22 protein-coding genes are annotated in these 21,924 nt (G+C 64.6%); 9 read left to right on the forward strand and 13 right to left on the reverse strand.

Going from position 1 to position 21,924, the window contains the following annotated elements; translation table 11 throughout:
* The first annotated feature begins 22 nt into the window (after positions 1-22).
* The gene (locus AC1DW2_RS27970) at positions 23-259 is read left to right on the forward strand and encodes a hypothetical protein (RefSeq protein WP_028150700.1); all 237 of its coding nucleotides are present in this window, start codon (positions 23-25) and stop codon (positions 257-259) included.
* 109 nt (positions 260-368) lie between these two features.
* Here the strand turns inward: AC1DW2_RS27970 and rpoD are convergent, their stop codons facing one another.
* On the reverse strand, positions 369-2,528 hold the full coding sequence (gene rpoD, locus AC1DW2_RS27975; RefSeq protein ID WP_038942760.1) for an RNA polymerase sigma factor RpoD: 2,160 nt from the start codon (positions 2,526-2,528) through the stop codon (positions 369-371).
* Positions 2,529-2,907: 379 nt separating this feature from the next.
* On the reverse strand, positions 2,908-4,926 hold the full coding sequence (dnaG, locus tag AC1DW2_RS27980) for a DNA primase (RefSeq protein ID WP_477007637.1): 2,019 nt from the start codon (positions 4,924-4,926) through the stop codon (positions 2,908-2,910).
* A 203-nt stretch (positions 4,927-5,129) separates the two neighbouring features.
* Between dnaG and AC1DW2_RS27985 the strand changes: the two genes are divergently transcribed.
* Positions 5,130-5,693, forward strand: coding sequence for a chlorite dismutase family protein (locus tag AC1DW2_RS27985; protein WP_028150697.1), 564 nt, complete (start codon positions 5,130-5,132; stop codon positions 5,691-5,693).
* Positions 5,694-5,769: 76 nt separating this feature from the next.
* Here AC1DW2_RS27985 and AC1DW2_RS27990 read toward each other — a convergent pair whose 3' ends face one another.
* Positions 5,770-6,168, reverse strand: a complete 399-nt coding sequence (locus AC1DW2_RS27990; protein ID WP_028150696.1) for a gamma-glutamylcyclotransferase family protein — start codon at positions 6,166-6,168, stop codon at positions 5,770-5,772.
* A 205-nt stretch (positions 6,169-6,373) separates the two neighbouring features.
* Here AC1DW2_RS27990 and AC1DW2_RS27995 point away from each other — a divergent pair, with 205 nt between their 5' ends.
* Positions 6,374-7,177: an N-formylglutamate amidohydrolase gene (locus AC1DW2_RS27995; protein WP_477007638.1), complete on the forward strand. Its 804-nt coding sequence runs from the start codon at positions 6,374-6,376 to the stop codon at positions 7,175-7,177.
* Between the two features lie 80 nt (positions 7,178-7,257).
* Here the strand turns inward: AC1DW2_RS27995 and AC1DW2_RS28000 are convergent, their stop codons facing one another.
* The 4 genes from AC1DW2_RS28000 to AC1DW2_RS28015 form a co-directional block, all read right to left on the reverse strand.
* A complete protein-coding gene (locus AC1DW2_RS28000; RefSeq protein WP_477007639.1) occupies positions 7,258-8,241 on the reverse strand; it encodes a DUF3592 domain-containing protein in 984 nt (327 codons plus the stop codon).
* 84 nt (positions 8,242-8,325) lie between these two features.
* Positions 8,326-8,946 carry a LysE family translocator gene (locus AC1DW2_RS28005; RefSeq protein WP_080586526.1) on the reverse strand — a complete coding sequence of 207 codons (621 nt, stop codon included), beginning with the start codon at positions 8,944-8,946 and terminating at the stop codon, positions 8,326-8,328.
* A gap of 45 nt (positions 8,947-8,991) precedes the next feature.
* A complete protein-coding gene (locus tag AC1DW2_RS28010; RefSeq protein WP_477007640.1) occupies positions 8,992-9,528 on the reverse strand; it encodes a hypothetical protein in 537 nt (178 codons plus the stop codon).
* Positions 9,529-9,530: 2 nt separating this feature from the next.
* Positions 9,531-10,979, reverse strand: coding sequence for an LVIVD repeat-containing protein (locus tag AC1DW2_RS28015; protein ID WP_477007641.1), 1,449 nt, complete (start codon positions 10,977-10,979; stop codon positions 9,531-9,533).
* 116 nt (positions 10,980-11,095) lie between these two features.
* On the opposite strand from AC1DW2_RS28015, the gene AC1DW2_RS28020 reads away from it, so the two are divergent.
* From AC1DW2_RS28020 to AC1DW2_RS28040, 5 genes are all read left to right on the forward strand, one after another.
* Positions 11,096-11,410, forward strand: a complete 315-nt coding sequence (locus AC1DW2_RS28020) for an ArsR/SmtB family transcription factor (RefSeq protein WP_008544842.1) — start codon at positions 11,096-11,098, stop codon at positions 11,408-11,410.
* Positions 11,403-11,873, forward strand: a complete 471-nt coding sequence (locus tag AC1DW2_RS28025) for an SRPBCC family protein (protein WP_477007642.1) — start codon at positions 11,403-11,405, stop codon at positions 11,871-11,873. The genes AC1DW2_RS28020 and AC1DW2_RS28025 overlap by 8 nt, the downstream gene beginning before the upstream one ends.
* A complete protein-coding gene (locus AC1DW2_RS28030) occupies positions 11,870-12,382 on the forward strand; it encodes an SRPBCC family protein (protein ID WP_477007643.1) in 513 nt (170 codons plus the stop codon). Before AC1DW2_RS28025 ends, AC1DW2_RS28030 begins: the two co-directional genes overlap by 4 nt.
* A 592-nt stretch (positions 12,383-12,974) precedes the next feature.
* Positions 12,975-13,781 carry a transglutaminase-like domain-containing protein gene (locus AC1DW2_RS28035; protein WP_354244414.1) on the forward strand — a complete coding sequence of 269 codons (807 nt, stop codon included), beginning with the start codon at positions 12,975-12,977 and terminating at the stop codon, positions 13,779-13,781.
* Positions 13,781-13,966: a hypothetical protein gene (locus AC1DW2_RS28040; RefSeq protein WP_477007644.1), complete on the forward strand. Its 186-nt coding sequence runs from the start codon at positions 13,781-13,783 to the stop codon at positions 13,964-13,966. The genes AC1DW2_RS28035 and AC1DW2_RS28040 overlap by 1 nt, the downstream gene beginning before the upstream one ends.
* Positions 13,967-13,994: 28 nt before the next feature.
* On the opposite strand, the gene AC1DW2_RS28045 is transcribed toward AC1DW2_RS28040, so the two are convergent.
* Positions 13,995-14,768: a DUF2189 domain-containing protein gene (locus AC1DW2_RS28045; RefSeq protein WP_477007645.1), complete on the reverse strand. Its 774-nt coding sequence runs from the start codon at positions 14,766-14,768 to the stop codon at positions 13,995-13,997.
* A gap of 299 nt (positions 14,769-15,067) precedes the next feature.
* Between AC1DW2_RS28045 and AC1DW2_RS28050 the strand changes: the two genes are divergently transcribed.
* Entirely contained in the window at positions 15,068-17,299 is a 2,232-nt protein-coding gene (locus AC1DW2_RS28050) for an ATP-binding protein (protein ID WP_477007646.1), read from the forward strand.
* Positions 17,300-17,301: 2 nt separating this feature from the next.
* Here AC1DW2_RS28050 and AC1DW2_RS28055 read toward each other — a convergent pair whose 3' ends face one another.
* The 5 genes from AC1DW2_RS28055 to AC1DW2_RS28075 all read right to left on the reverse strand — a co-directional run bounded on the left by AC1DW2_RS28055 (position 17,302) and on the right by AC1DW2_RS28075 (position 21,555).
* Positions 17,302-17,745, reverse strand: a complete 444-nt coding sequence (locus AC1DW2_RS28055) for a hypothetical protein (RefSeq protein WP_071917129.1) — start codon at positions 17,743-17,745, stop codon at positions 17,302-17,304.
* A gap of 2 nt (positions 17,746-17,747) precedes the next feature.
* Entirely contained in the window at positions 17,748-18,116 is a 369-nt protein-coding gene (locus AC1DW2_RS28060; protein ID WP_477007647.1) for a YybH family protein, read from the reverse strand.
* A gap of 80 nt (positions 18,117-18,196) precedes the next feature.
* Positions 18,197-18,664 carry a MarR family winged helix-turn-helix transcriptional regulator gene (locus AC1DW2_RS28065; protein WP_477007648.1) on the reverse strand — a complete coding sequence of 156 codons (468 nt, stop codon included), beginning with the start codon at positions 18,662-18,664 and terminating at the stop codon, positions 18,197-18,199.
* Positions 18,665-18,677: 13 nt separating this feature from the next.
* Entirely contained in the window at positions 18,678-20,288 is a 1,611-nt protein-coding gene (locus AC1DW2_RS28070; RefSeq protein ID WP_477007649.1) for an acyl-CoA synthetase, read from the reverse strand.
* Positions 20,289-20,412: 124 nt separating this feature from the next.
* Positions 20,413-21,555: an epoxide hydrolase family protein gene (locus AC1DW2_RS28075; protein ID WP_477007650.1), complete on the reverse strand. Its 1,143-nt coding sequence runs from the start codon at positions 21,553-21,555 to the stop codon at positions 20,413-20,415.
* Positions 21,556-21,924 lie beyond the last annotated feature (369 nt).

Raw genomic sequence — 21,924 nt, forward strand, 5'->3', positions numbered from 1 at the left:
CCTGATCGACGACAAGCCCGCCATGGCCAAGAAACCTGGAACCAATCCCAAGGGCGAGTTCGCCTTTTTCAACGTCTTCTACGAAGACGGCTCCCAACGCTCCAACCGGCGCGTGCCTGCGGAGCTGCTCGGAGGCCTGGACGGCGACGAGCCCGCGCGCGGCTTCATCATGGAGCAGGACCGCGAGATCGCGGAAAAGTCCGGCCGCCCGCCGCTTGCAATCAAGACCCTCGACCGGGTCGGCGCGAAGAAGAAGTAGGCTCCGTCCGACTTGCGAAGCGTCGGCACAAATAGAAAACGGCGGGCTTTCGGCCCGCCGTTTTCGTTTGGATGAATGCCCGGGACTGGCCCGGGCACGACGATCCGAATTAGTTGTCCAGGAACGACCGCAGCTTCCGCGACCGCGACGGATGCTTCAGCTTGCGCAGCGCCTTCGCTTCGATCTGACGGATACGTTCGCGGGTGACCGAGAACTGCTGGCCGACTTCTTCCAGCGTGTGGTCGGTGTTCATGCCGATGCCGAAGCGCATGCGCAGCACGCGCTCTTCGCGCGGCGTGAGCGAGGCGAGCACGCGCGTCGTGGTCTCGCGCAGGTTCGACTGGATCGCGGCGTCGATCGGGAGGATCGCGTTCTTGTCCTCGATGAAATCGCCGAGATGTGAATCCTCTTCGTCACCGACCGGGGTTTCGAGCGAGAGCGGCTCCTTGGCGATCTTGAGGACCTTGCGGACCTTCTCCAAGGGCATGCCGAGCTTCTCGGCGAGCTCTTCCGGGGTCGGCTCGCGGCCGATCTCGTTGAGCATCTGGCGCGAGGTGCGCACGATCTTGTTGATCGTCTCGATCATGTGCACGGGGATGCGGATAGTGCGCGCCTGGTCGGCGATCGAGCGGGTGATCGCCTGCCGGATCCACCACGTGGCGTAGGTCGAGAACTTGTAGCCGCGGCGGTATTCGAACTTATCAACGGCCTTCATCAGGCCGATGTTGCCTTCCTGGATCAGGTCGAGGAACTGCAGGCCGCGGTTGGTGTACTTTTTGGCGATCGAGATCACGAGACGGAGGTTGGCTTCCACCATCTCCTTCTTGGCCTGGCGTGCCTCGCGCTCGCCCTTCTGCACGGAGTGCACGATCTTGCGGAACTCGACGATCTCGAGGCCGGTGAGCGCGGCGAGCTGGTGCACCTCGTGACGGAGGTCCTTGATCCGGTCCTTCTCGATATGGACGAAGTTCTTCCAGCCCTTGGCCGAGAGCTTCGAGACGCGGTTGAGCCAGCGCGGGTCGAGCTCCGAGCCGGTGTAGTTGCGCAGGAAGTCCTCACGCGCGACGCCATGGCTGTCGGCAAGGCGCATCAGGCGGCCCTCGTGCGACACGAGGCGCTTGTTGATGTCGTAGAGCTGCTCGACCAGTGAGTCGATACGCGCCTGGTTCAGGCGCAGCGACTTCACCTCGACGATGATCTCGTCCTTCAGCTTGCGGTATTTGCGTTCCTGGTGCGGCGACAGCGAGGGCCCGTGCGAGGTGCTCTCGAGCTGGTTCTGGATGTCCTGCTCCTGAAGCTTGCGCAGCTTCTTGTAGCTGTCGGCGATCTTGTCGAAGATCTCGACGACCTTCGGCTTGAGCTCGGCCTCGATGGCCGCGAGCGACATCTGGTTCTCGAACTCGTCGTCCTCGTCCATGTCGGCTTCGGCGGCGGCTTCGCCCGGATCCTTCTCGCCTTCGCCGGCATTGCCGGGCGCAGGCGCGGCGCGGAACGGGGTCGGCGACGGCGGCGCGGCGGGCGGCGCGACATGCGCCGGCGCAGCTCCGTTCACGACAACGGCTTCGCCGCCTTCGGCGGACGCTTCGCCGTTCTCGCCGGTCGGACCGCCGATCATCGCGGTGTTCATGCCGCCCTTGGCGTCGGGCCCGGCATAGGTCGCTTCGAGATCGATGATGTCGCGAAGGAAGATCTTGCCTTCGTTGAGCTCGTCGCGCCAGATGATGATGGCCTGGAAGGTCAGCGGGCTTTCGCAGAGGCCTGCGATCATGGCCTCGCGGCCGGCCTCGATGCGCTTCGCAATCGCGATTTCGCCTTCGCGGGACAGGAGCTCGACCGTGCCCATCTCGCGCAGATACATGCGCACGGGGTCGTCGGTGCGCTCGCCCGGCTCGCTCTTCTTGACCTCGGTGACGGCCTTCTGGGTGACCTCGACGAGTTCGTTGTCGGTCTCGTCCTCGCCGCCCTCGTCCTTGTCCTCCTCGCCGTCGCTATCGTCGGCTTCGGTGACGTTGATGCCCATGTCCGAGAGCATGGACATGATGTCCTCGATCTGCTCGGGGGAGGTCTGGTCGGACGGCAAAACTTCGTTAAGCTGATCGAAGGTCACGAAGCCGCGCTTCTTGGCCTGCTTGATCATCTTCTTCACGGCCGCGTCGGACAGATCGAGCAACGGCGACGGCGCGTCCTGGGAGTCCTTCTCCGGCGCGTCCGCTGCCTTGTCGTCTTTCTCTTTGTCCTTCGCCTGCAGCGTCTTTGCCTTGGTGGCCATCCATTGCTCCTAAACGCGCTTCATGCAGAAGGCCGAACGGCCCGCCCGCCTGAATTCACTTGAACCTGTTGTTCGACGCTCTCGCTTCGCCAGATCGCGACACGGAAAGGGCGGCGCGGATATCTCTCGCCACCCCGACCTTTTCTCTCGCCGGATTTGCCTAACGCTTCGTGAGCCTCTTTGTCGCAGCGGATGCAGGTGTAGTGCCAACAGCGATTGCGCGGATTCATTCCTGACGCGTCTGTTCTGCCTGCGGCCGCCTGGTGGCCAAAGTGCTACAAGACCGTTAAGCCTCGATTAACCCTGTTTTTGCCGCCAAACCTTGGATTTGGCGAGTCTTTTAGCGGTTCCGGTCCCGGCCGTCCGCATGATTCTTTCATCACACGCTCTTCTGGAACCGGCCCGACAGCTCGCCAAAACCCTCGATCAGGGCCTCGGTACCGTCGACTTCTCCTATCCGAGCCTTGACGTCACGCAGCCACGCCAAATTGGCCTCGCTGGGGTCCTCCCCCAAGGCCAGCTCGGCGTCCTTCAGTTCTCTAAGTAGTGAATGGTATTGCCGATGCAAGGCAACGAGCTGGTGCCAGGTGGAGAGAACGTCGTCCCGGGCGGCGCCCTCGCGGGCACCCCACACCGCCGCGGTGGTGATGCCATTCTCAACCCTTTGAAGAAGCTGTGAAAATCCGCCCTTCTCGATGTCGGCTCGCATCTTCTCGGCCAGCTCGCCGGGGTCCGGCGAGTGGTGGTGGTCGTTGGCGAAGGCGGCGATGATGCCGGCCCGGAGCTTATGAGCCTCGGGATGGGCCAGCTCCAAGGCGGCGACCTCTTCAAGGTGGTCGTGCAGCAGCCAGGGGTGGTTGATCAGGATTTGCAGGATCAGGGCTTCGCGCCGGGATATGGCGCTGCGCTGGCCCTTCATGATCGGACTTGCCGCCAGCTGGGGGCTCGCCGCCTGGTAGGGGCCGGAGGGAATAAAGGCGGGACCGGGGGCCCCACGCCGCCCTTGGCTGCCGAATCCCTGCCCCCCGAATCGATTCGCCTGCCCCCCGCTGCGGGGCTGGAAGGAGCGGCCGGAATTGCCCTGGAAATTGCCCCGGCCGGCAAAACCGCCGCGCCCGCCCTCAGGCGCGAAGGTGCGTCGAAGCCGTTCGGCAAAATCGTCGCGATAATAGCGCCGCACCACCTCGTCGCGGATGCCGTTGGACAGCTCCTTGACGCGCGCCTCGAGCGCGGCACGGCGCTCGGGCGTGGCAAAGTTGCCGCCTTCGAGTTCGCGCGACCAGATCATCTCAGCGAGCGGCTTCGCCGCCGCGATGACATCCTCGATCGCGCCGCGGCCGCCCGAGCGGGCGAGATCGTCGGGGTCCTGCCCTTCCGGCAGCAGCGCAAAACGCAGGCTCTTGCCCGGCGCAAGAAATGGCAAGGCAAGGTCGGCGGCACGATAGGCCGCCTTCTGCCCGGCCCTGTCGCCGTCGAAGCAGAGGATCGGTTCGTCCGCCATCTTCCAGAGCAGCGCGAGCTGGTTTTCGGTCAGCGCAGTGCCGAGCGGCGCCACGGCACCTGCAAAGCCTGCCGTCACCATGGCGATGACGTCGACATAGCCTTCGACCACGATCAGCGCGCTACCATCGTGGGTGGCTTTGCGCGCGGTCTGGTGATTGTAGAGATTGTCGCCCTTGTGGAAGAGCGGCGTCTCCGGCGAGTTCAGGTATTTTGCCGGAACGTCCTTCTCCAGCGCGCGCCCGCCGAAGGCGATGACACGGCCACGCAGATCCGTGATCGGAAACATCACGCGATCGCGGAAGCGATCGTAGGGCACGGGAATGTCGTTGCCGACAACGAGCAGCCCGGTCTCGATCATGTCCTCGACGGAGACGCCGAGCTTGCCGAGATGCTCCTTCAGCGCGAAACGCTCGGGTGGCGGCGGCGCATAGCCGAGGCGGAACTGCACTTGCGTCGCCGGCGAGATCGCGCGATCGGCGAGATAGCCGCGCGCCTTGGCGCCGGCGCGCGAGGCCAGCGTCTCGGCGAAGAATTTTGCAGCGAGTTCCATGACGTCATGCAGCGTGCGGCGCCGCTGCTCGTGCCGCGCCGCATCCGGCGTCACCGCCGGCAGCGGCAGGCCCGCCATGCCGGCGAGCCGCTCCACAGCCTCGGCGAACGGCAGGCCGTCGGTCTCCATCACGAAGGTGATGATGTCGCCGTGCTTGCCGGAGGAGAAGTCGTGGTAAAATCCCTTCTGGTCGTTGACGTAGAAGGACGGCGTCTTCTCCTGCTGGAACGGCGACAGCCCCTTCCATTCCCGCCCCGCCTTCTTCAGCTTCACGCGCTTGCCCACGACTTCGGAGACCGAAAGCCGGGCACGAAGCTCGTCGAGGAACTGGGGCGTGAAGCGCATGGGCTCTGGGTCTGGCGCGAATCAACGTGAGTCGGGCGAAGGGTTACGGATATAGGCGCGGCCTGCCCAAAAGTCAGGTTTGTCCGGCTTATCCGGGTTATTCGACCTATGCACAGGCGTCATTCCGGGGCGATGCGAAGCATCGAGCCCGGAATGACCGCGGAAAGACTTGAACCCGGACCGGTTCCGCGCTTCCATAGGCCATGTTCAGGATGTTTCGCGGCGGCCACAGCGGGGGCTGGCGTGTGACCTCGATTTCACCCGTGGTGGGCGAGCCCCTGCCCTTCGTGCCGGCGCTGTCGGTGACCGACAGCGAGGCGATTTCATTGCCCCTGGTGCCCTCTCGCAATGCGTGGCGGCTGGTCGGCGTTGCGAGCACGCCGCGCTACACTGAGCGCGCCGAGAAGCAGCAGCTCACCGCGGTGCAGGCCGAGCTCGGCCGGTTAGAGGCCACTTCCGCGGCGCTGATTCCGATCCGCAAATCGGAGGCGTGGTGGGAGCTGACGCAGGAAGAGCGCCGCAAGATCTTCGAGGACAAGTCGCACCACATCGCCAGCACTCTTCGTTTCCTGCCCGCCATCGCGCGGCAGCTCTATCACAGCCGCGATCTCGGCGGTCCCTTCGACTTCCTGACATGGTTCGAGTTCGCGCCCCCCGATGCCTCGCTGTTCGAGGAGCTGGTGGCGATGCTGAGGCAGACCGAGGAGTGGAGCTACGTCGAGCACGAGATCGACGTGCGCCTGGTGAAGGAAGTGCTGTCGGCTTAGTGATCGAACGCCGGCCACGATGAAGGTGCGATCCCTCGCTCCGCTTGCGCGGGAGAGGTGAAGTCCGCATCCGCGCCTAGTGCTCGAGAAAGCGCCCGGACTCGATGCGCGGCAGATCGGTGACGGGCCAATTGTAGACGTAAGTCCAGGCCTTCTCCGTGGTGCCATCAGGCAGCGTCACGTCGATCAGCTTGCGCAGATATTCGGTCGGCTCCGGAAAGCCCTCGCCGCAGGCCTCGTACATGTCGAGCTCGCGCAGGAGCTCGTCGGGCACGCGCAATTGAAAAAGCTCACCATGGACGACATCGGACGCCGCGTTCGACAGCAGCAATCCGGGATAATGCTTCACCAGAACGAGCCGGCCGCGACACGTCGCGTCACCCAAAAAGTCCGCATGTCCTGCAAGCAGCCGCGCCATCGGATGGTCGAAGCCGCGCATCAGGGTGCCGTAGACGAAAAGACGATCGGAGGTCATGGGGTGTCTATAGCCGTCAATCGAGCGAAACGACAGCTGCACGTTTCCTCGTCCCAGCGAAGTCCCGGGGGCAAGCGAGATTTGGTCTTGTGATGAATCGCCGGCAACGGCATCGTCTGGCGATCATGATGATTTTGGGTGGACCGACCTGCAAGCGATTGCTGCCCAATTCAGACGGTAGCTGCTTTTTCCATAGGCAATCAGGATGGACTTGAACACGGCCGACGCGACCGATCAACTGCTCGGCGCGGGGGACATTCCGCCGGTGCATGAGGTCAATGCAGATGGGGCATCGCCCTTCCTGCTCACCTCGGATCATTACGGACGGATTCTGCCGCGCGCGCTCGGCGACCTCGGCGTCGCGGCAAGCGAGCTGACGCGGCACATCGCCTGGGACATCGGCATTGCCGGCGTCGCCGAGCGGCTGGCAAAAATGCTCGATGCGCATCTGATCGCGCAGCGCTATTCGCGGCTCGTCATCGACTGCAACCGCTCACCCGGCGTTGCAAGCTCGATCCCCGTGATATCCGAGGCGACCGCGATCCCGCGCAACGAAGGTATCACCGAGGGCGAGCGCGCGGCGCGGCGGCGCGAGATCTTCGAGCCCTATCACCGCCGCATCGATGCGGCGATCGACCGCCGCCTGCACGACAAGCGGCCGACGGTGCTGGTGTCACTGCACAGCTTCACGCCGGTTTATGCCGGCGTCGCCCGGCCCTGGCACATCGCCGCGCTGTATAACCGCGACACCGTGCTGCCGCAGCTGCTGCTGAAGCATCTGCGCGCTGAAGGCGATCTCGTCGTCGGCGACAACGAGCCCTATGCGGTGAGCGACCTCAGCGACTACACCATCCCCGTCCACGGCGAAGCCCGCGGCCTCGTCAACAGCGGCATCGAGATCCGCCAGGATCTGATCGCGGATCAGTCCGGCCAGCAGCAATGGGCGGAGCGGCTGGCGAGGATTTTTGCGGAGATCGAGCTGGAATTGAAGGCGGAGCTGTTGGTGTAGGGCACGCTGTGTTCCCTACCCCCTTGCGGGGGAGGGAGCGCAGCAGAGTACGACGAAGCTGCTAAGCATTTGTCTCAGGCTCACCCGCCCCGCGTCGCGACGAACACCGCGAGCGCAGCGAAAATCGCAGCGACACCCCACAGCAGCCAGGCGATGCGGACGGGACCGCTTGTATCGAGCGTTGCCTCGGCCGGGTTGTCGGGATTGACGCGCACCTCGACGGTCGCGCCGTGCTTGTAGCGCGACATCAGCTTCTTCAACATCTCGTCGGACCCGGACTGCGTCCCGGCCGCGACGCGCGCGCATTCATTGGTGTAGCTGATATTCTGATAGCGATAGGTGTAGGTCACGCGCTTGCCGAACATCTCGGTGCCGCGGCGCTCGCCCGGCTCGCTGGCCTCGTGATATTGCTCGATCCCCGACAGCTTGATCGTGCCCGGCACCACCGGCCAGCGCGCCGCCTTCAACGCCTGCCGCCGCACCCCATACCCCATCAGCGCGATGACGAGGCCGAACGCGCCGAAGCCGACGACGAGGCCCGCGAGATCGGGCCGCCCGATGTGGTGCGCAAGGTAGGCATAAGTCTGGTTGAGACCGAACGCCGAGCCGAACACGATGCCAAACGCGATCGACGTGCCGATGCCGAGGCAGCCCCACAGCCCCTTGGGCAGGTCGCGCTCGAGCACCGCCTGATCGGGATGGCGCGGATTGTAATAGACGGTGACGATGCTGCCGGCGGGATATTTTGCAAGCTTCTCGGCGACCTCGAAATTGCCGAGGTCCTCGCCGATCGAGATGCGGTTACAGCTCAGCTTGCGGCTGCCGACCGGATATTCGTAAGTCACGTTCGCAAAATTGCGGCTCTCGAGCCGATAGCCTTCCTCGCGGTCGCTGTCGGACACCCTGACCTCGCGCACCTCGGCGACCGAGCGGACGACCTTGCCCGATGCCTGCGGCCAGCTTCGCGCCTCGCGCACCTGCCAGGTCTTCACAACGGAGGCGACCAGTAACAGCCCGAGCGGTGCGAACAGCATCGCATAGACGAACCAGGGCAGATCGGGCACGGCCAAATTCCTTCGTCAGCGGCAATGCCCGATTGGACGCATCGCCGCCGCGAAGGGTTCAAGCGCGAACCGGTACGAGGGAGGTTATTTTGCCCGTGTCAGCGCCAGCCAGATACCGCCGCCGATCATGAAGCCGCCGGAGATGCGCGACATCAGCCGCGTCCGGCGGGCCGAGAAGAACTTTCGGGCACGCCCCGCGGCGAGAGCGTAGAGCGCATCCGTCATCGCCGCGGTGACCATGAAGGTTGCGCCCAGCACCGCGACTTGCGGGAAGTGGTCGCGGTTCATGTCCATGAACTGCGGAATGAAGGCGCCGAAGAAGATCAGCACTTTCGGGTTCGACAGCAGCACAAGGAAACCTTGCAGGAAGAACCCGCCGCGCGGCGGCGCCGGCGGCTCGTCGACATTGAGGCCTTCGACCGGCGCCCAGATCAGCTTGATGCCGAGCCAGATCAGATAGGCGGCGCCGGCAAAGCGCACCCAGTCGAACCAGTAGCCCATGGTCGCCATCAGCGAGGTCAGGCCGACTGCGACGATGCCGATGACGATGGCGAGCCCGGCCTGCGCGCCCGCGACATTGGTCAACGCCGCGCGCGTGCCGTGACGCAGGCCGTTGGCGACGACGAGGGTGACGATCGGCCCCGGCAGCAAGGCCAGCGCAATGCAGGCGGCGACGAAGGCGAAATAGGCTTGCATGGACATCATGGGGAGGACTCGCTGAGAGCGGTTTGGCGCATTAATGCATGACACTCACTGTCCGTCCAGCGCCGCGGTCGCCCATACCTTCATCTCCGGCGTCTCCAGGAACGCCAGCGCTGCGCGTTGCACGGCGCCTGCTTCGCCACGCCCCTGGGCCGCAGCGACGAAGAGATCGCAGCGGCGCGAGACGGCGATGCCGATCGCGGCATGACGGACGCGGTCGGGCATATCGAGATCATAGCGCCTGGCACGGCCGCGCATCTCGCCAAGACCCACCTCCTCGCCCGGCGCGACGGCGGCAAAGCGCGGGCTGATCAGATCGATGTCGGCAACGCGATCTACCTCGTCATCGTCGGCGACGCCGCGGTCGCAATTGCAGAAGCCACGCTTGGCGCGCACGTAGAGCTCGGTGCCCGCGCAGGCGCCGTCGCAGCGGAACGCGCGGCCGGCGGGCCAGCCGTCGCGCGGGAACGGCCAGGCGATTTCGCGCCAGCCCGCCGATTCCGCCGCCGGCGCCAGCCGATAGGCCCCGACGCCGGACACACCGAGCGCGATGGCCACGGCCGCAATCGCCGCCCCGCGCCGCATCGTCAGTTCCTCGGCAGGCCGGCGGCCGCGCGCGCCGGTCCGGTCAGTTCGAGGATATGCAGGCCGGTGTTGGCGCGGTCGACGATGTAGATGTAGCCGCGATCATCGGTCTCGACATTGTTGGTCTGGATCGCGACCTTGCAACGCTCGCCGCCCTCGACGGGAATGCAGCGTTTGTCGGTGGCTTGCGTGATCGCCGGGATGAAATAGCCGACCTCCTTCGGATGATAGGGATCGCGGATGTCGAGCGCCCGCACGCCCGCATTGAAGAAGGCGATGAAGGCCATCTTCTTGTAATAGACCGGCGCCATGCTCTCGTTCGAGGAGTGCGAGCCGAAGCGGCCGCCGCGCTGGCAGAACTGTCCACCCGCCTCCGGCACGGTGTAGCTCGAGATCATCATCGGCCGCGTCTCGGTGGTGACGTCGGCGAACCACACCATCTGCCGCGCCTCGCCGCATTCGTTCAGAATCGCCTCGTCGACGATCATGACGATGTCGCGGGTCTTGCCGTCCTTGTCCTCGGCGAATTCGGCGACCGGCATGTCGAGCATCGGGAACGTCGTATGCGCGCCGTTGAAGGCGGACATCGGCATGCGCGAAATCTCGGGATAGCGCAGATTGTCCGGCGTCGGCTCCTTCGGCCCGTTCAGCAACTTGTCGCGATCGACGATCTGCAAAATGCCGCCCTTGTTGGTGCCGTAGCCGAAGAACACGCGATTGCCGTCGGGCCCGGTCGAGATCGGCCCGTGCAATTCGGTCGGTACGGCGCCGGTCGAGCCGGGCTCCTGGCCGGGCAGGCCAAAGTCGCGGATCTTCTGCGGATGCGCGGGATCGCTGAGGTCGTACACCTGCGTCATGCGCCGCGTGCGCCAGTCCGGCGCGCCGGAGACGAGAAAGGCGATGCCGGTGTCGCACTCCCACCAGCTCTTGTGGGTGTCCTTCAGCCCGCCGATGCGGGTAACGAGCACGGGATTTGCGGGATCGGCGACGTTCCAGATCTCATGCGCCTCGCTGCCAAAGGTGCGGAGCATGTAGACCGCATTGGGATCGCCCTTCGGCAGCGACTTGCCGTCGCAAACCCTTACCATCTGCGCGCCGCCGGATTCGTACTTGCCGTCCTGTCCCGGCAGATGCCGCAGATATTTTGGACGCGCGGGATCGGTGACGTCGACGATGGACGTTCCGTTCGGTTCGGCCTGCCCCGTCATCGGGTTGACGGGCGCGGGCACGTCGTCGGTGCCGCCGTGATGGCCGATATAGGCGATCCAGCGATCGCCCTGGTGATGGATGGTCGGCTGGTACGCACTGCGCGCCTGCAGGTCGTTGGTGCCGACCAGCTTCATATTGGACGCTTCCGGCGGCGCGCCGATGGTCTGCTTCTGTTGTGCCTGGGCCGTGGTGCTGCAGGCGAAAAGGACAAGGCCTACAGCGAGTGAGAAGCAACGGAACATCAAAGCTCTCCCGGAACCAATCTGCGTTGGCTGAGCTTCAAGGCTAGCACAGCCATTTCCGGGCGCCAAAGACACCATCTTGACATGCAACCATTTGGTTGCATATTATCGCCGCCATGGATGAGGTCTTCAAAGCGCTCGCCGATGCGTCACGACGGTCGCTGCTGGACAGGCTTCACGCCAGGAACGGCCAGACGCTGAACGAACTCTGCGAGGGCCTCGCGATGACGCGCCAGGCCGTGACCAAGCACCTTGTCATTCTCGAAGAGGCCAACCTGGTCACGACCATCAGGCATGGCCGCGAGAAGCTGCATTACCTCAATCCGGTGCCGATCCATCAGATCGGCGAACGCTGGATCAGGAAATTCGAGCGCGGCAAGCTCGCCGCGCTCAGCGAGTTGAAACGTCAGTTGGAGAAGCGCGATGAGTAAGCCCCAATTCGTCTACGTGAGCTATATCGAGACCACGCCGGAGAAGCTGTGGGAGGCGCTGACGTCGAGCGAGTTCACCAGGCAATACTGGTTCGGCGCCGAGGTCAGGTCGGACTGGAAGGTCGGCTCACCCTTCGCGCTCACGCTCGACGGCGAGGTCACCGATTCCGGCGAGATTCTGGAGGCCGATCCGCCGCGCCGCCTGTCCTACAGCTTCAAGCACCAGAAGTTCGAAGAGCTGCGCGGCGAGCCGATATCGCGCGTCGTCTTCACGATCGAACCGTTCGGCTCGCTCGTGCGTTTGACCGTGTTGCATGACGGCTTCGTCGAGGGTGGCAAACATCTCGGCGCCGTCTCCAACGGCTGGCCGGCGATCCTGTCCCAGCTCAAGAGCCTGCTCGAGACCGGCAAGCTGCTCGGCATTCCCCGCGCCGCGCTCAACAAGGGATTCGACGCAAAATGAACCTCGATCAGTTCAAACCGCTGACGGTCTACACCATCTACATCGTCTCCACGCCGGAGAAGGTGTGGGAAGCGCTGACCTCGGCCGAGTTCAGCAAGAAGTACTTTTCCGGCTTTGCGGTGGAGATGGAACGGAGGCTCGGCGGCAGTTTCACCGTGCGCGCGCCTGACGGTTCCGAGCACATCTCCGGTGAAGTCTTCGAATACGATCCGCCGAAGAAGCTGACGGTGACGTGGAACGTCAACTGGCCCGACCTCGTCGCAAAGCTCGGCACCACGCTCGTCACCTACGAGATCGAGCAAGCCGGCGAGGCCGTCCGCCTCACCATGAGCGAACGTCACGACCGCCCGCTCAGCGACGACATCCTCTCCGGCGGCCGCACCGGCTGGCCCGCGATCCTGTCGGGACTGAAGAGTTTGCTGGAAACCGGCAAGGCGCCGCAGATCAAAATGACACCGCCAGCGCAGATGCTGGCGGCGTTGAAGGCGATGGGGATCAAGACGCCGTAGCAGCCGAAATCGGCGCTGTTATCGCTTCTTCTTCACCGGTGGTTGAATCTCGTCGATCTTGCGACGGCAATCCCCTTCCGAGTCGTGCGGGCCCGAGACGAAGGTCCCGCTGACCTTGATCGCGTACCAGCCTGACTCCACGCCGAGCCGGAGCGCTTCGTCTGTCTTGACGTGCCGTGGGGAGAGAGTTTGCATCATGTGCTTTCGGTTGACGTTCGATCTCGTATCGAACCGCTGTGGAATTTTTCAGGCGTCCGCGGCACGCCTGCTGCGTCCGGCTCGCCCGCGGGAAGTGGCAATAAGCGCGACGATCGCCGTTACGACGTCGCGATGAGAAGGCTCCGCCGGTGCGAAGAATGAGTCGTTTCAAGTCGCGCGCGGATCGTCGTGACGCAGCGTGTGCGCAGAGACGACCGCTCTTTCCGACATTGGCGCACCGTGCGCGCAATCGCCGCAATTAGCTATCGTTTTCTCGCCCGCGCCGCGCTTTTGAAGCGCCAAATGCCGCTCTCGATCGAATAAGGCCGTGAATGCCTTGTGTTCGATCGCTTCGTAGCCATGTTGGGAGCTTAGCCAAGAGAAAGAAGTTCGTATGAAGCTCCGCGTCGGGTTCGAGATGCTGTACGAGTTCCCGCAGCCGACGCCTATGATCATGGTGTTGGGCACGCACTTCACGCGCGCCTCGGATATCGTCGTGCCCGACCTGCTGACCACCCGACCTTCGGTGGCGATCAATCCCTATCGCGACCTCTTCGGCAATTGGTGCAGCCGCATCGTTGCGCCGGCCGGCACCTTCCGTCTTGCCGGCGATGGCGTCGTTCGCGACAGCGGCCTGCCCGACCCGGTGTTTCCGAACGCGTTTCAGCACGCCGTCGAAGCACTGCCGGCCGACACGCTCGTCTATCTGCTCGGCAGTCGCTACTGCGAGACCGATCGCCTGTCGGATATCGCATGGAAGTTGTTCGAACAGACGCCGCCGGGCTGGGCGCGGGTCCAGGCCATCTGCGATTTTGTTCATCGCCACATCACGTTCGGCCATGAGCACGCGCGTGCGACCAAGACAGCCCGGGAAGCCTACGACGAAGGCAAGGGCGTGTGCCGTGACTATGCCCATCTCGCCATCGCGTTCTGCCGCAGCATGAACATTCCGGCGCGCTACTGTACCGGCTACCTCAGCGACATCGGCACCCCACAACCGTGGCCTGCTGGAGATTTCGCCGCCTGGTTCGAGGCTTTCGTCGGTGGAAGCTGGCACATGTTCGATCCGCGCAACAATACGCCGCGGATCGGCCGCGTGCTGATTGCGCAGGGGCGCGATGCCGCAGACGTCCCGATCGTCCAGACCTTCGGTCCGAATACCCTGCTCAATTTCAAGGTATGGACCGACGAGGTTGCCTGATGACAGACAGCACCCCAGCGCTCACCGTCGATGAATTTGCGTCCTTGGCCCTGGTCGGCAAGGGTCAAGACGACATTCCGCACGCGCACGGCGAACGTCTGGCCAATTTGGGTTATGCGATCAGGCGGCTCGGCGAACTCGAGCTGACCTCATCCGGCGCTCGCCGCCTGGCAACGGGCGAATAGCTCGCTTCCGTTGCGTCCGGCTTCCCCTTTACGTCACCGGCACCACCAACCGCCGGTAAAGGTGCCATGTCGCATGTCCGAGCACGGGCAGCGTCACGACCAGTCCGAGAAAGTACGGCAGCGCCGAGACGATCAGCAGCATCACGATCACCGCGGCCCACGAGATCATCGGCAGCGGGCTGGTCACCACCGCGCGTACGCTCGTCACCATGGCGGTGACGAAATCGACCTCGCGGTCGAGCAGCAGCGGAAACGACACCACCGTCAGCGAGAACAAGATCAGCGACAGCGCGGCACCGACCGCGTTGCCGATGACGAGGAACAGCAGGCCCTCGTTCGTCGTCAGCACCACCGTCATGAATTCCTGCAAGCTCGAGAACGAGGCGTGCAGGCCGAGCAGCAGCGCGATGAGCAGCCGCACCTGGTACATCCAGATCACGAACACGAACAGCGTGACGAAGGCCATCCAGCCGATCTCGCTGCGCGCGCGTATCGCCGACCAGATCGCACCGAAGGAGACCGGCTCGCCGCGCTCGCGGCGGCGGCTGACCTCGTACAGACCGATCGCCACGAACGGCCCGATCAGCGCAAAGCCGGCCGCAAGAGGATAGACGAGATAGACCATGCCGAAGGCCGTGAGGCAGAGCACGATGGCGATGCCGCCGCCTGCGTAGAGCGCGCCGAAGCAGAGCCCGTAGAGCGGCTGCGCCTGGAAATCGCGCAAACCCTCGACCAGCGCCTCGGCGATGTCGGTCGCCACCACGGGACGCACCACCGGATCGACTTTGCCCGAGATCGACATGCGGCTCCTCTCCTCGTCACCGGCACGATCTCCGTCGCGCGCGATCCCGATATTAGCGCCCTCGCGACCTGCGCGCACGCGCGCGTTGATTGCGGGATGACGGTATCCCGGGAGGCCCGACACCAGCCCGACAGAGCCTCGCGGGCGAACCTTCCGGGGACTCATCCGTGATGTGCGCGCCCGAAATTTTCCGCGCGAGGGCTTTTTCGGCGCGATGCCTATGGACTGAGCGGAGGGTGGTGCCGCAGATTGCATCTTCGAACCAGCACGCGCGACGACCAAATTGGACCGCCCGACCGATGAGCTTGCGTACCCGGCTACTGATACTCGTCATTGCGGCCATGCTGGTGCCGGCCATCCTTGTCGGGCTGCGCTTCGTGCAAAATCGCAGCAGCGAAATCAACGCGGCCCTGGCCAATCTGACCGCAACAGCCGACGACATTGCAAGCGACCTGGACGAGAAGATCCAGGGCACCGCGCAGCTTCACTATGGTCTCGCCCGTGCACGCGACCTCGACACGCGCGACAAGGCGGCGTGTTCGGCATTCCTGTCGGAGGTGCGCGAGGAATACCCACAGTTCACCGGGATATTGACCATCGATCCCGACGGTAGCCTGTTCTGCGATTCGCTGCGGACCAACCGCACCCTCGACCTCCGGGATCGCGCCTATTTCAAGCAGGCCCTGGTGTCGCGCGGCGTCGCGCTCGAGCCGGTATTCGGCCGGCTGACCGGACTATCGGTGCTCCAGATCGCCTATCCGGTGCGATCGGAGACGGGCGCCCTGAAGCTGATCCTGCTCGCCTCCTTCAACCTGCGCAAATTCGCGGAGTTTCACGACAAGCGGCTGCTCGGCCAGAAGGAGATCCTGCTCCTCGACAGCAAGGGAACGGTTCTGGTCGCCCCCTCCCGCGGAGGATGGACCGAGCCGGTCGGCACGTCGATCGCGGGATCCGATCTGCTCCGCTTCGCTGCAACGCCGGACCGGAAGGCGTATCAGGAGGTGACCGATCGCGACGGCCGGACGCAGGTCTGGGCTGTCGCCGCGCGCTCGCCTTCGACCCGCGATGCCGGCCTCTACATCATGGTCGGACGGTCCAAGGACGGACTGGTCGCCGCGGCGAATCGCCGGCTCTACGAGGATGTGGCGATACTCGCGGTGGCCTCGCTGCTGCTGCTCGCGGCCGTCTGGATCCTTGCGACCGTGAGCGTCGGGCGCCAGGTCGGACGTCTCGCCACCATGGCGAAGAAACTTGGGCTCGGAGATCTCAGCGCGCGAATTCCGCCTCCCCACCCGGGCGGCGAGCTGGGCGGATTGATGACCCTGCTCAACGACACCGCCGAGTCGCTCGAGCAGCAACGCGCCGCCATCGCCGACCTCAGCCACAAGCTCAGCCAATCCCAGAAGATGGAAGCCATGGGCCAGCTCACCGGCGGCGTGGCGCACGATTTCAACAACCTCTTGACCGTCATTCTCGGCAACTCCGAGCATCTTGCCGACAGGCTGGCCGGCAACAAGGAATTGCACCGGATCGCCAACGACATCGCGACCGCCGCCGAGCGCGGCTCCGACCTGACGCGGAGCCTGCTCGCCTTCGCGCGCAAGCAGCCCCTGAGGCCGCGAGACATCGACATCGCCGCGAAGATTCACGAGATGGAGCAGCTGTTGCGCCGGCCCCTGGGCGAGCACATCGAATGCACCTTCGCGCTCGAACCGGATGTGTGGCTGACCAGCGTCGATCCCGGCGAGCTGACAACTGCGCTGCTCAATCTCGTGCTCAACGCGCGCGACGTCATGCCGCTCGGCGGCAAGCTGACGATCGAGGCGCGCAACACCTCGCTCAGTGAATCCGACCTGGACGTCAATGGCGAGCCGCGGCCGGGCGACTACGTCATGGTGGCCGTGACCGACACCGGCAGCGGCATGACCGCCGAGGTGGCGAGCCGGGCGTTCGAGCCGTTCTTCACCACCAAGGAGGTCGGCAAGGGCACCGGTCTCGGCCTGAGCATGGTCTACGGCTTTGTGCGGCAATCCGGCGGCGTTGTGCAGATGCAGTCCGAACCGGGACAAGGCAGCGTCGTCAGGCTGTTCTTTCCCCGCCTTGCGACGCCACCAAACGAGCAGCCGTCACCCGCGGAACGGATCGTCGCCCCCGACGGAAGCGAGACCATTCTTGTCGTCGAGGACGACGACATGGTTCGGGCCTATGTCGAGAGCGAGCTGAAGACGCTCGGCTATCGCGTCATCGCGGCGTCGAACGGTCCCGCGGCTCTCGAATTGTTGCGCCGCCCCGGCGACGTCGACCTGCTGCTCACCGACGTCGTGATGCCCGGCGGCATGTTCGGGCCGGAGCTTGCCAGGCAAGCGACCGGCTTGCGGCCCGGGCTCAAGGTGCTCTTCACCTCGGGCTACACCCAAAATCCCGTCAAGACGCCCGACGGGGTCGGCGACGCCCGCATCCTGACAAAGCCGTTCCGGCGGAAGGATCTTGCCGCGATGCTGCGGTCCGCCCTGTCGGCGCCGCCGCGCTGAAATCAGGAAGAGAACGCCAGCCGGAGCGCCACGCCGAGATTGGCCGCGAACAGAGCCGCGTCGATGACGAAGATCCTGAGCATCGGACCTTTCAGCACGGGCCAGTAGGCCACCCCGACGCGCCCTCCGCGCATCAGGACCGGAAGGTTATAGGCGAACTGGCTGAAGTGGCAGGCGGCAAAGAACAGGAACAGCGCGAGCTGGGCCTCGATCGGCTGGAAGAAAGCCGGACGAGCGGCCAGAAGGTAGAACGACAAAAGCCCGATCGGCAGATTCATCCCGCCCAGGAACGCCACGCTGGCCGCCAGGGTCGGCGCGATCGGATTGCTGCGCTCTTCACGCGGCAAGAGGATCTTCAGCGTGTTGCCCTGGGCGACGCTGAACTGGATGAACGCGCCGCCGAACCAGAGTGTGTTGAGGAGCAGGACGAAATCCGAAAGGTGCATGATCATTTTCCGTAGAAGGCTTCGCTGCACACCACGCGGCCCGCATCGTCGAAATCCATGAACTCGCTGGCGCGCGTGTCGCCGAGCTGCCACCACACCGTCAGGCGCGCGATCGCCTCGTCCCAGCTCCAACTCAGGATCTTCAGGTCGGCGCTTTCGATGTGGCCATAAGCCTCGCGCCAATAAGCGCGGATGTTCTCGGCGCCGGTGACGACCGGAGAACCGGTTAGCGATAGTGCCAGAGGGCTGCGCATCTGCGCATCGTCGGCGAAATGCGCGACGACCGCGTCGATATCGACCCGGCACCAGCTCGCACACCATGCCGCGACGAAGCGCTCGGCGGCTGCGCGATCGATTGTCCGTCCGCTCATGGCGGAGCCCTCCCCTGGCTCGTTGCCGGGAAAGTGGCAAAGCTCACACCTCATGTCAACCATGTTGACTTCAGAAATCGTCAGTTGTTGTCGGCGATCGCCCCCATGACGGCCATCCATGCCGCCGCACCCGACGCCCCGGCACGGTCGAACGCTTCGCGCAGGACCTTGCGCTCGTGATCCGATGCCTTTTGCTCGATGCGTCGCCCGGCCTCCGTCAGGCGCAACAGCTTGGAGCGATGCTGCTCGGGTGCCCGCTTCGACGTCAGGAGCTTGCGCTCCAGCAGCAGGTTGAGCGGCCGGTTCAGGGCCTGCTTGGAGATGCCGAGGATCTCGATCAGCGAGCCGATAGCGATATCGGGACGGCGCGCCACCACGTAGAGGATGCGGTGGTGTGGACGCGACAGGCCCTGCTTCGCAAGATATTCGTCGGCCTCCAGCGTCATCCCGCGCCAGCCGTAATACATCAGCTCCAGCGCCGCATCGAGATCGTGCAGCTTCGGAAGTGAGGCGCGGTGAAGCCCCGCAGCTTGAGACGACTTTGCCATTGTCTGAAAGAGCCTAACCCCGCGCCCGCAGCTCGCGCCGCAGCACCTTGCCCGTCGCCGTCATCGGCAGTGTCTCCGCGAACTCGACGAAGCGCGGATATTCGTGGGCGGCGAGTTGCACTTTCACGAACTCCTGGATCTCGCGCGCGAGCGTGTCGCTTGCCGCGAAGCCGGGACGCAGCACGATCCAGGCCTTGATCGATTCGGTGCGGATCGGATCGGGGATGCCGACCACCGCCGCCATCGCCACCGACGGATGCTTCATCAGCGTGTGCTCGATCTCGGACGGGCCGACGCGATAGCCGGCGGTGGTGATGACGTCGTCCTCGCGGCTGGCATACCAGAAATAGCCGTCCTCATCCCGGGTACCGAGATCGCCGGTCAGCAGGAATTCACCGGCATATTTCTTTGCCGTCGCGTCCGGATTACGCCAGTATTCGAGCATCGTGCACGGGCATGGCTGGCGCACGCCGATGATGCCGCGCTGCCCCGTGGGCAGTTCCTCGCCCTTGTCGTTGACGATGCGGACGTCGAAGCCCGGCGTCGCCTTGCCCATCGAACCCGGGCGGATCGGAAACAGGTTGGAGTTGCTGCCGATCACGAGGTTGCACTCGGTCTGGCCGAACACCTCGTGCGCATCGATGCCGAACGTCTCGCGCACCCAGCCGAGCAGCTCGCCGCCGAGAGATTCACCGCCGGTGAAAATGCTGCGCAGCTTGACGCCCGGATGCTTCACGCCGGCCTGCCGCATCAGCTTCAGCGCGGTGGGCGGCAGGAAGACGTTGCGGACACCGAGGTCGGCCATCATCTGCATCGCCGCCTGCGGCTCGAACTTTCGCGCGCGGTGACCGACCAGGGGGATGCCGTGATACCAGAACGCGAACAGGCCGTTGACGAGGCCGCCGATCCACGCCCAGTCCGCCGGCGTCCACATCAGATCGCCGGGGCGCGGCAGGAAGTTGTGACACATCTCGACATTCGGCAAGTGGCCGAGCACGACGCGATGCGCATGCAGCGCGCCCTTTGGATTGCCCGTCGTGCCTGACGTGTAGATGATCAGGGCGGGGTCATCGGCGGAGGTGTCGACGGTCGCAAAGTCCTCGGACGCGGTTTCGATCGCCGACCAGAACGGTTTTGCGCCGGCGTGGACCGCGCCGCTCGTGACATAGATGTCCTGCAGATAGGGCAGCCGATCGCGGACCTTCGTGAGCTTCTCCCAGCCCGCCTCATCAGTGATGATGGCTCTTGCTTGCGAATTCGACAGGCGGAATTCCAGCGCGTCCTCGCCGAACAGCGCGAACAGCGGGATCGAGATCAGCCCGGAGCGGAACGCGGCCATATGCGCGATCGGCAGCTCCAGCGACTGCGACAGGAACACCGCGACGCGGTCGCCGCGCACAAGCCCATCGGCCTTCAGCACATTGGCGAAGCGGCGCGACATCTCCGCGACCTCGTCGAAGGAGGTGCGCGTGGTCGCGCCGTCCTCGTCGACATAGACCAGCGCGAGGCGGCCCGTGCCGTCGGCATGGCGGTCGCAGCACGCTTCCGCCATGTTGAAGCGCGCCGGGACGTCCCAGCGGAAGTTACGATAGAGCTCGTCGTAGGTTGCGGCTTCGGTCAGCATGGTCGTTTCCCGGCAGCGTCGTCACAGCCGGGCGTGTCCCGGCCATCCACGTTCTTGTTTCGACCTGAGTTTAAGCGCGTGGGAGCCCGGGACAAGCCCGGGCATGACGATGCGGAGGCATCCCCTAACGGCGCACCGTCTGGAAGAATTTCCTGACGTCGCCAACATACAGCTCCGGCTGCTCGAATGCGGCGAAATGCCCGCCCTTCCCCAACTCGCTCCAGTGCGTGATGTTAGGAAAGTTCGGCTCCATCCAGCGCCTGACCGGCGTGATGATCTCCTTGGGGAACACAGCGACGCCGGTCGACACGTTGACCTTGGGCGTGGTGCGGCGCTTGCCAAAACTCTCCCAGTAGAGCCGCGCGGAGGAGGTCGCCGTCTCCGTCGCCCAATAGAGCATGACGTTGTCGAGCAGCTCGTCCTTGTCAAAAATGTTTTCGGGATCGCCGTCGCAATCGGTCCAGGCCCAGAATTTTTCCAAAATCCAGGCCGCCTGCCCGCTCGGCGAATCCGTCAGGCCATAGCCGAGCGTCTGCGGCCGCGTCGATTGCTGCTTGGAATAACCGGAATCGAGATCGACATAATGCTTCAGGCCGGCGAGCGCGCGCTTCTCTTCCGCCGTCGGCTCGCCCTCGACCTTCGGCGCCGCGTTGAAAGCGAGCGTGATGTGGATGCCGGCGCAATGCCCGGCGTCCTGTGCGCCCAGCGACGTCGTCACCGCCGAGCCCCAGTCGCCGCCCTGCGCGCCGTAACGCGCGTAACCGAGCCGATCCATCAGCTTCGCCCAGGTCGCGGCGATGCGGTCGACGCCCCAGCCGGTGGTCCTTGGCTTGGTGGAGAAGCCAAAGCCCGGCAGCGACGGGCAGATCACGTGAAACGCATCCGCGGGATTACCGCCATGCGCGGCAGGATCGACCAGCGGCCCGATCACCTTCTGGAATTCCACGATCGAGCCGGGCCAGCCGTGGGTGATGATCAGCGGCAGCGCCGACGGCTCCTTCGAGCGCGCATGCAGGAAGTGGATATCGAGCCCGTCGATCTCGGTGGTGAACTGGTCGAAGCGGTTGAGCTTTGCCTCGCGGGCGCGCCAGTCATAGCTGTTGGCCCAGTAGGCGCAGATCTCCTGGATCCATTTCAGCGGCGCGCCCTGGCTCCAGTCGTCGACCAGCTCCGCCTCCGGCCAGCGCGTGCGGGCGAGGCGGGATTTGAGGTCGGTGAGAATGTCGTCGCTGATGGCGATGCGAAACGGTTTGATGGCGCCGGTCATCGGTTGCCCCCGATTTGTCTATCGGGAGAGAGTAGACCGAACTGACGCGGCATCAAAGGTGCACCTTCTCCCCTTGCGGGAGAAGGTGGCGCGAAGCGCCGGATGAGGGGTATCTATCCACGTGAACTACTGTGAGAGATTCACCCGCGGAGAGAACCCCTTGTAAGTCGAAGCGCCGCAGGTCTGCTATTGTAGACGTTGCGGTGACGGACGGGAGCCCGCAAACCCCCAGGTCGTTGCAGGCCGTGGGTGAGAGAGGTGCCCCGTCCGTTAGTCCATTGAACCCGAACAGTCGCCTGGGCCGCAAAGTGCGAAGCCCGATTAGGCAAGGAAGGGTGACCATGGATATCATCGCGGTTGGTATCGACG

It is taken from the genome of Bradyrhizobium sp. P3_C3, assembly GCF_056402655.1.

Excerpts from the sequence above, each read along its gene's own strand:
- AC1DW2_RS27970 (WP_028150700.1), top strand. The coding sequence starts at position 23 with ATGGCCAAGAAACCTGGAACCAATCCCAAGGGCGAGTTCGCCTTTTTC.
- rpoD (WP_038942760.1), bottom strand. The coding sequence starts at position 2,528 with ATGGCCACCAAGGCAAAGACGCTGCAGGCGAAGGACAAAGAGAAAGAC.
- dnaG (WP_477007637.1), bottom strand. The coding sequence starts at position 4,926 with ATGCGCTTCACGCCCCAGTTCCTCGACGAGCTTCGTGCCCGGCTTTCG.
- AC1DW2_RS27985 (WP_028150697.1), top strand. The coding sequence starts at position 5,130 with ATGTTCAGGATGTTTCGCGGCGGCCACAGCGGGGGCTGGCGTGTGACC.
- AC1DW2_RS27990 (WP_028150696.1), bottom strand. The coding sequence starts at position 6,168 with ATGACCTCCGATCGTCTTTTCGTCTACGGCACCCTGATGCGCGGCTTC.
- AC1DW2_RS27995 (WP_477007638.1), top strand. The coding sequence starts at position 6,374 with ATGGACTTGAACACGGCCGACGCGACCGATCAACTGCTCGGCGCGGGG.
- AC1DW2_RS28005 (WP_080586526.1), bottom strand. The coding sequence starts at position 8,946 with ATGATGTCCATGCAAGCCTATTTCGCCTTCGTCGCCGCCTGCATTGCG.
- AC1DW2_RS28010 (WP_477007640.1), bottom strand. The coding sequence starts at position 9,528 with ATGCGGCGCGGGGCGGCGATTGCGGCCGTGGCCATCGCGCTCGGTGTG.
- AC1DW2_RS28015 (WP_477007641.1), bottom strand. The coding sequence starts at position 10,979 with ATGTTCCGTTGCTTCTCACTCGCTGTAGGCCTTGTCCTTTTCGCCTGC.
- AC1DW2_RS28020 (WP_008544842.1), top strand. The coding sequence starts at position 11,096 with ATGGATGAGGTCTTCAAAGCGCTCGCCGATGCGTCACGACGGTCGCTG.
- AC1DW2_RS28025 (WP_477007642.1), top strand. The coding sequence starts at position 11,403 with ATGAGTAAGCCCCAATTCGTCTACGTGAGCTATATCGAGACCACGCCG.
- AC1DW2_RS28030 (WP_477007643.1), top strand. The coding sequence starts at position 11,870 with ATGAACCTCGATCAGTTCAAACCGCTGACGGTCTACACCATCTACATC.
- AC1DW2_RS28035 (WP_354244414.1), top strand. The coding sequence starts at position 12,975 with ATGAAGCTCCGCGTCGGGTTCGAGATGCTGTACGAGTTCCCGCAGCCG.
- AC1DW2_RS28040 (WP_477007644.1), top strand. The coding sequence starts at position 13,781 with ATGACAGACAGCACCCCAGCGCTCACCGTCGATGAATTTGCGTCCTTG.
- AC1DW2_RS28045 (WP_477007645.1), bottom strand. The coding sequence starts at position 14,768 with ATGTCGATCTCGGGCAAAGTCGATCCGGTGGTGCGTCCCGTGGTGGCG.
- AC1DW2_RS28050 (WP_477007646.1), top strand. The coding sequence starts at position 15,068 with ATGAGCTTGCGTACCCGGCTACTGATACTCGTCATTGCGGCCATGCTG.
- AC1DW2_RS28055 (WP_071917129.1), bottom strand. The coding sequence starts at position 17,745 with ATGCACCTTTCGGATTTCGTCCTGCTCCTCAACACACTCTGGTTCGGC.
- AC1DW2_RS28060 (WP_477007647.1), bottom strand. The coding sequence starts at position 18,116 with ATGAGCGGACGGACAATCGATCGCGCAGCCGCCGAGCGCTTCGTCGCG.
- AC1DW2_RS28065 (WP_477007648.1), bottom strand. The coding sequence starts at position 18,664 with ATGGCAAAGTCGTCTCAAGCTGCGGGGCTTCACCGCGCCTCACTTCCG.
- AC1DW2_RS28070 (WP_477007649.1), bottom strand. The coding sequence starts at position 20,288 with ATGCTGACCGAAGCCGCAACCTACGACGAGCTCTATCGTAACTTCCGC.
- AC1DW2_RS28075 (WP_477007650.1), bottom strand. The coding sequence starts at position 21,555 with ATGACCGGCGCCATCAAACCGTTTCGCATCGCCATCAGCGACGACATT.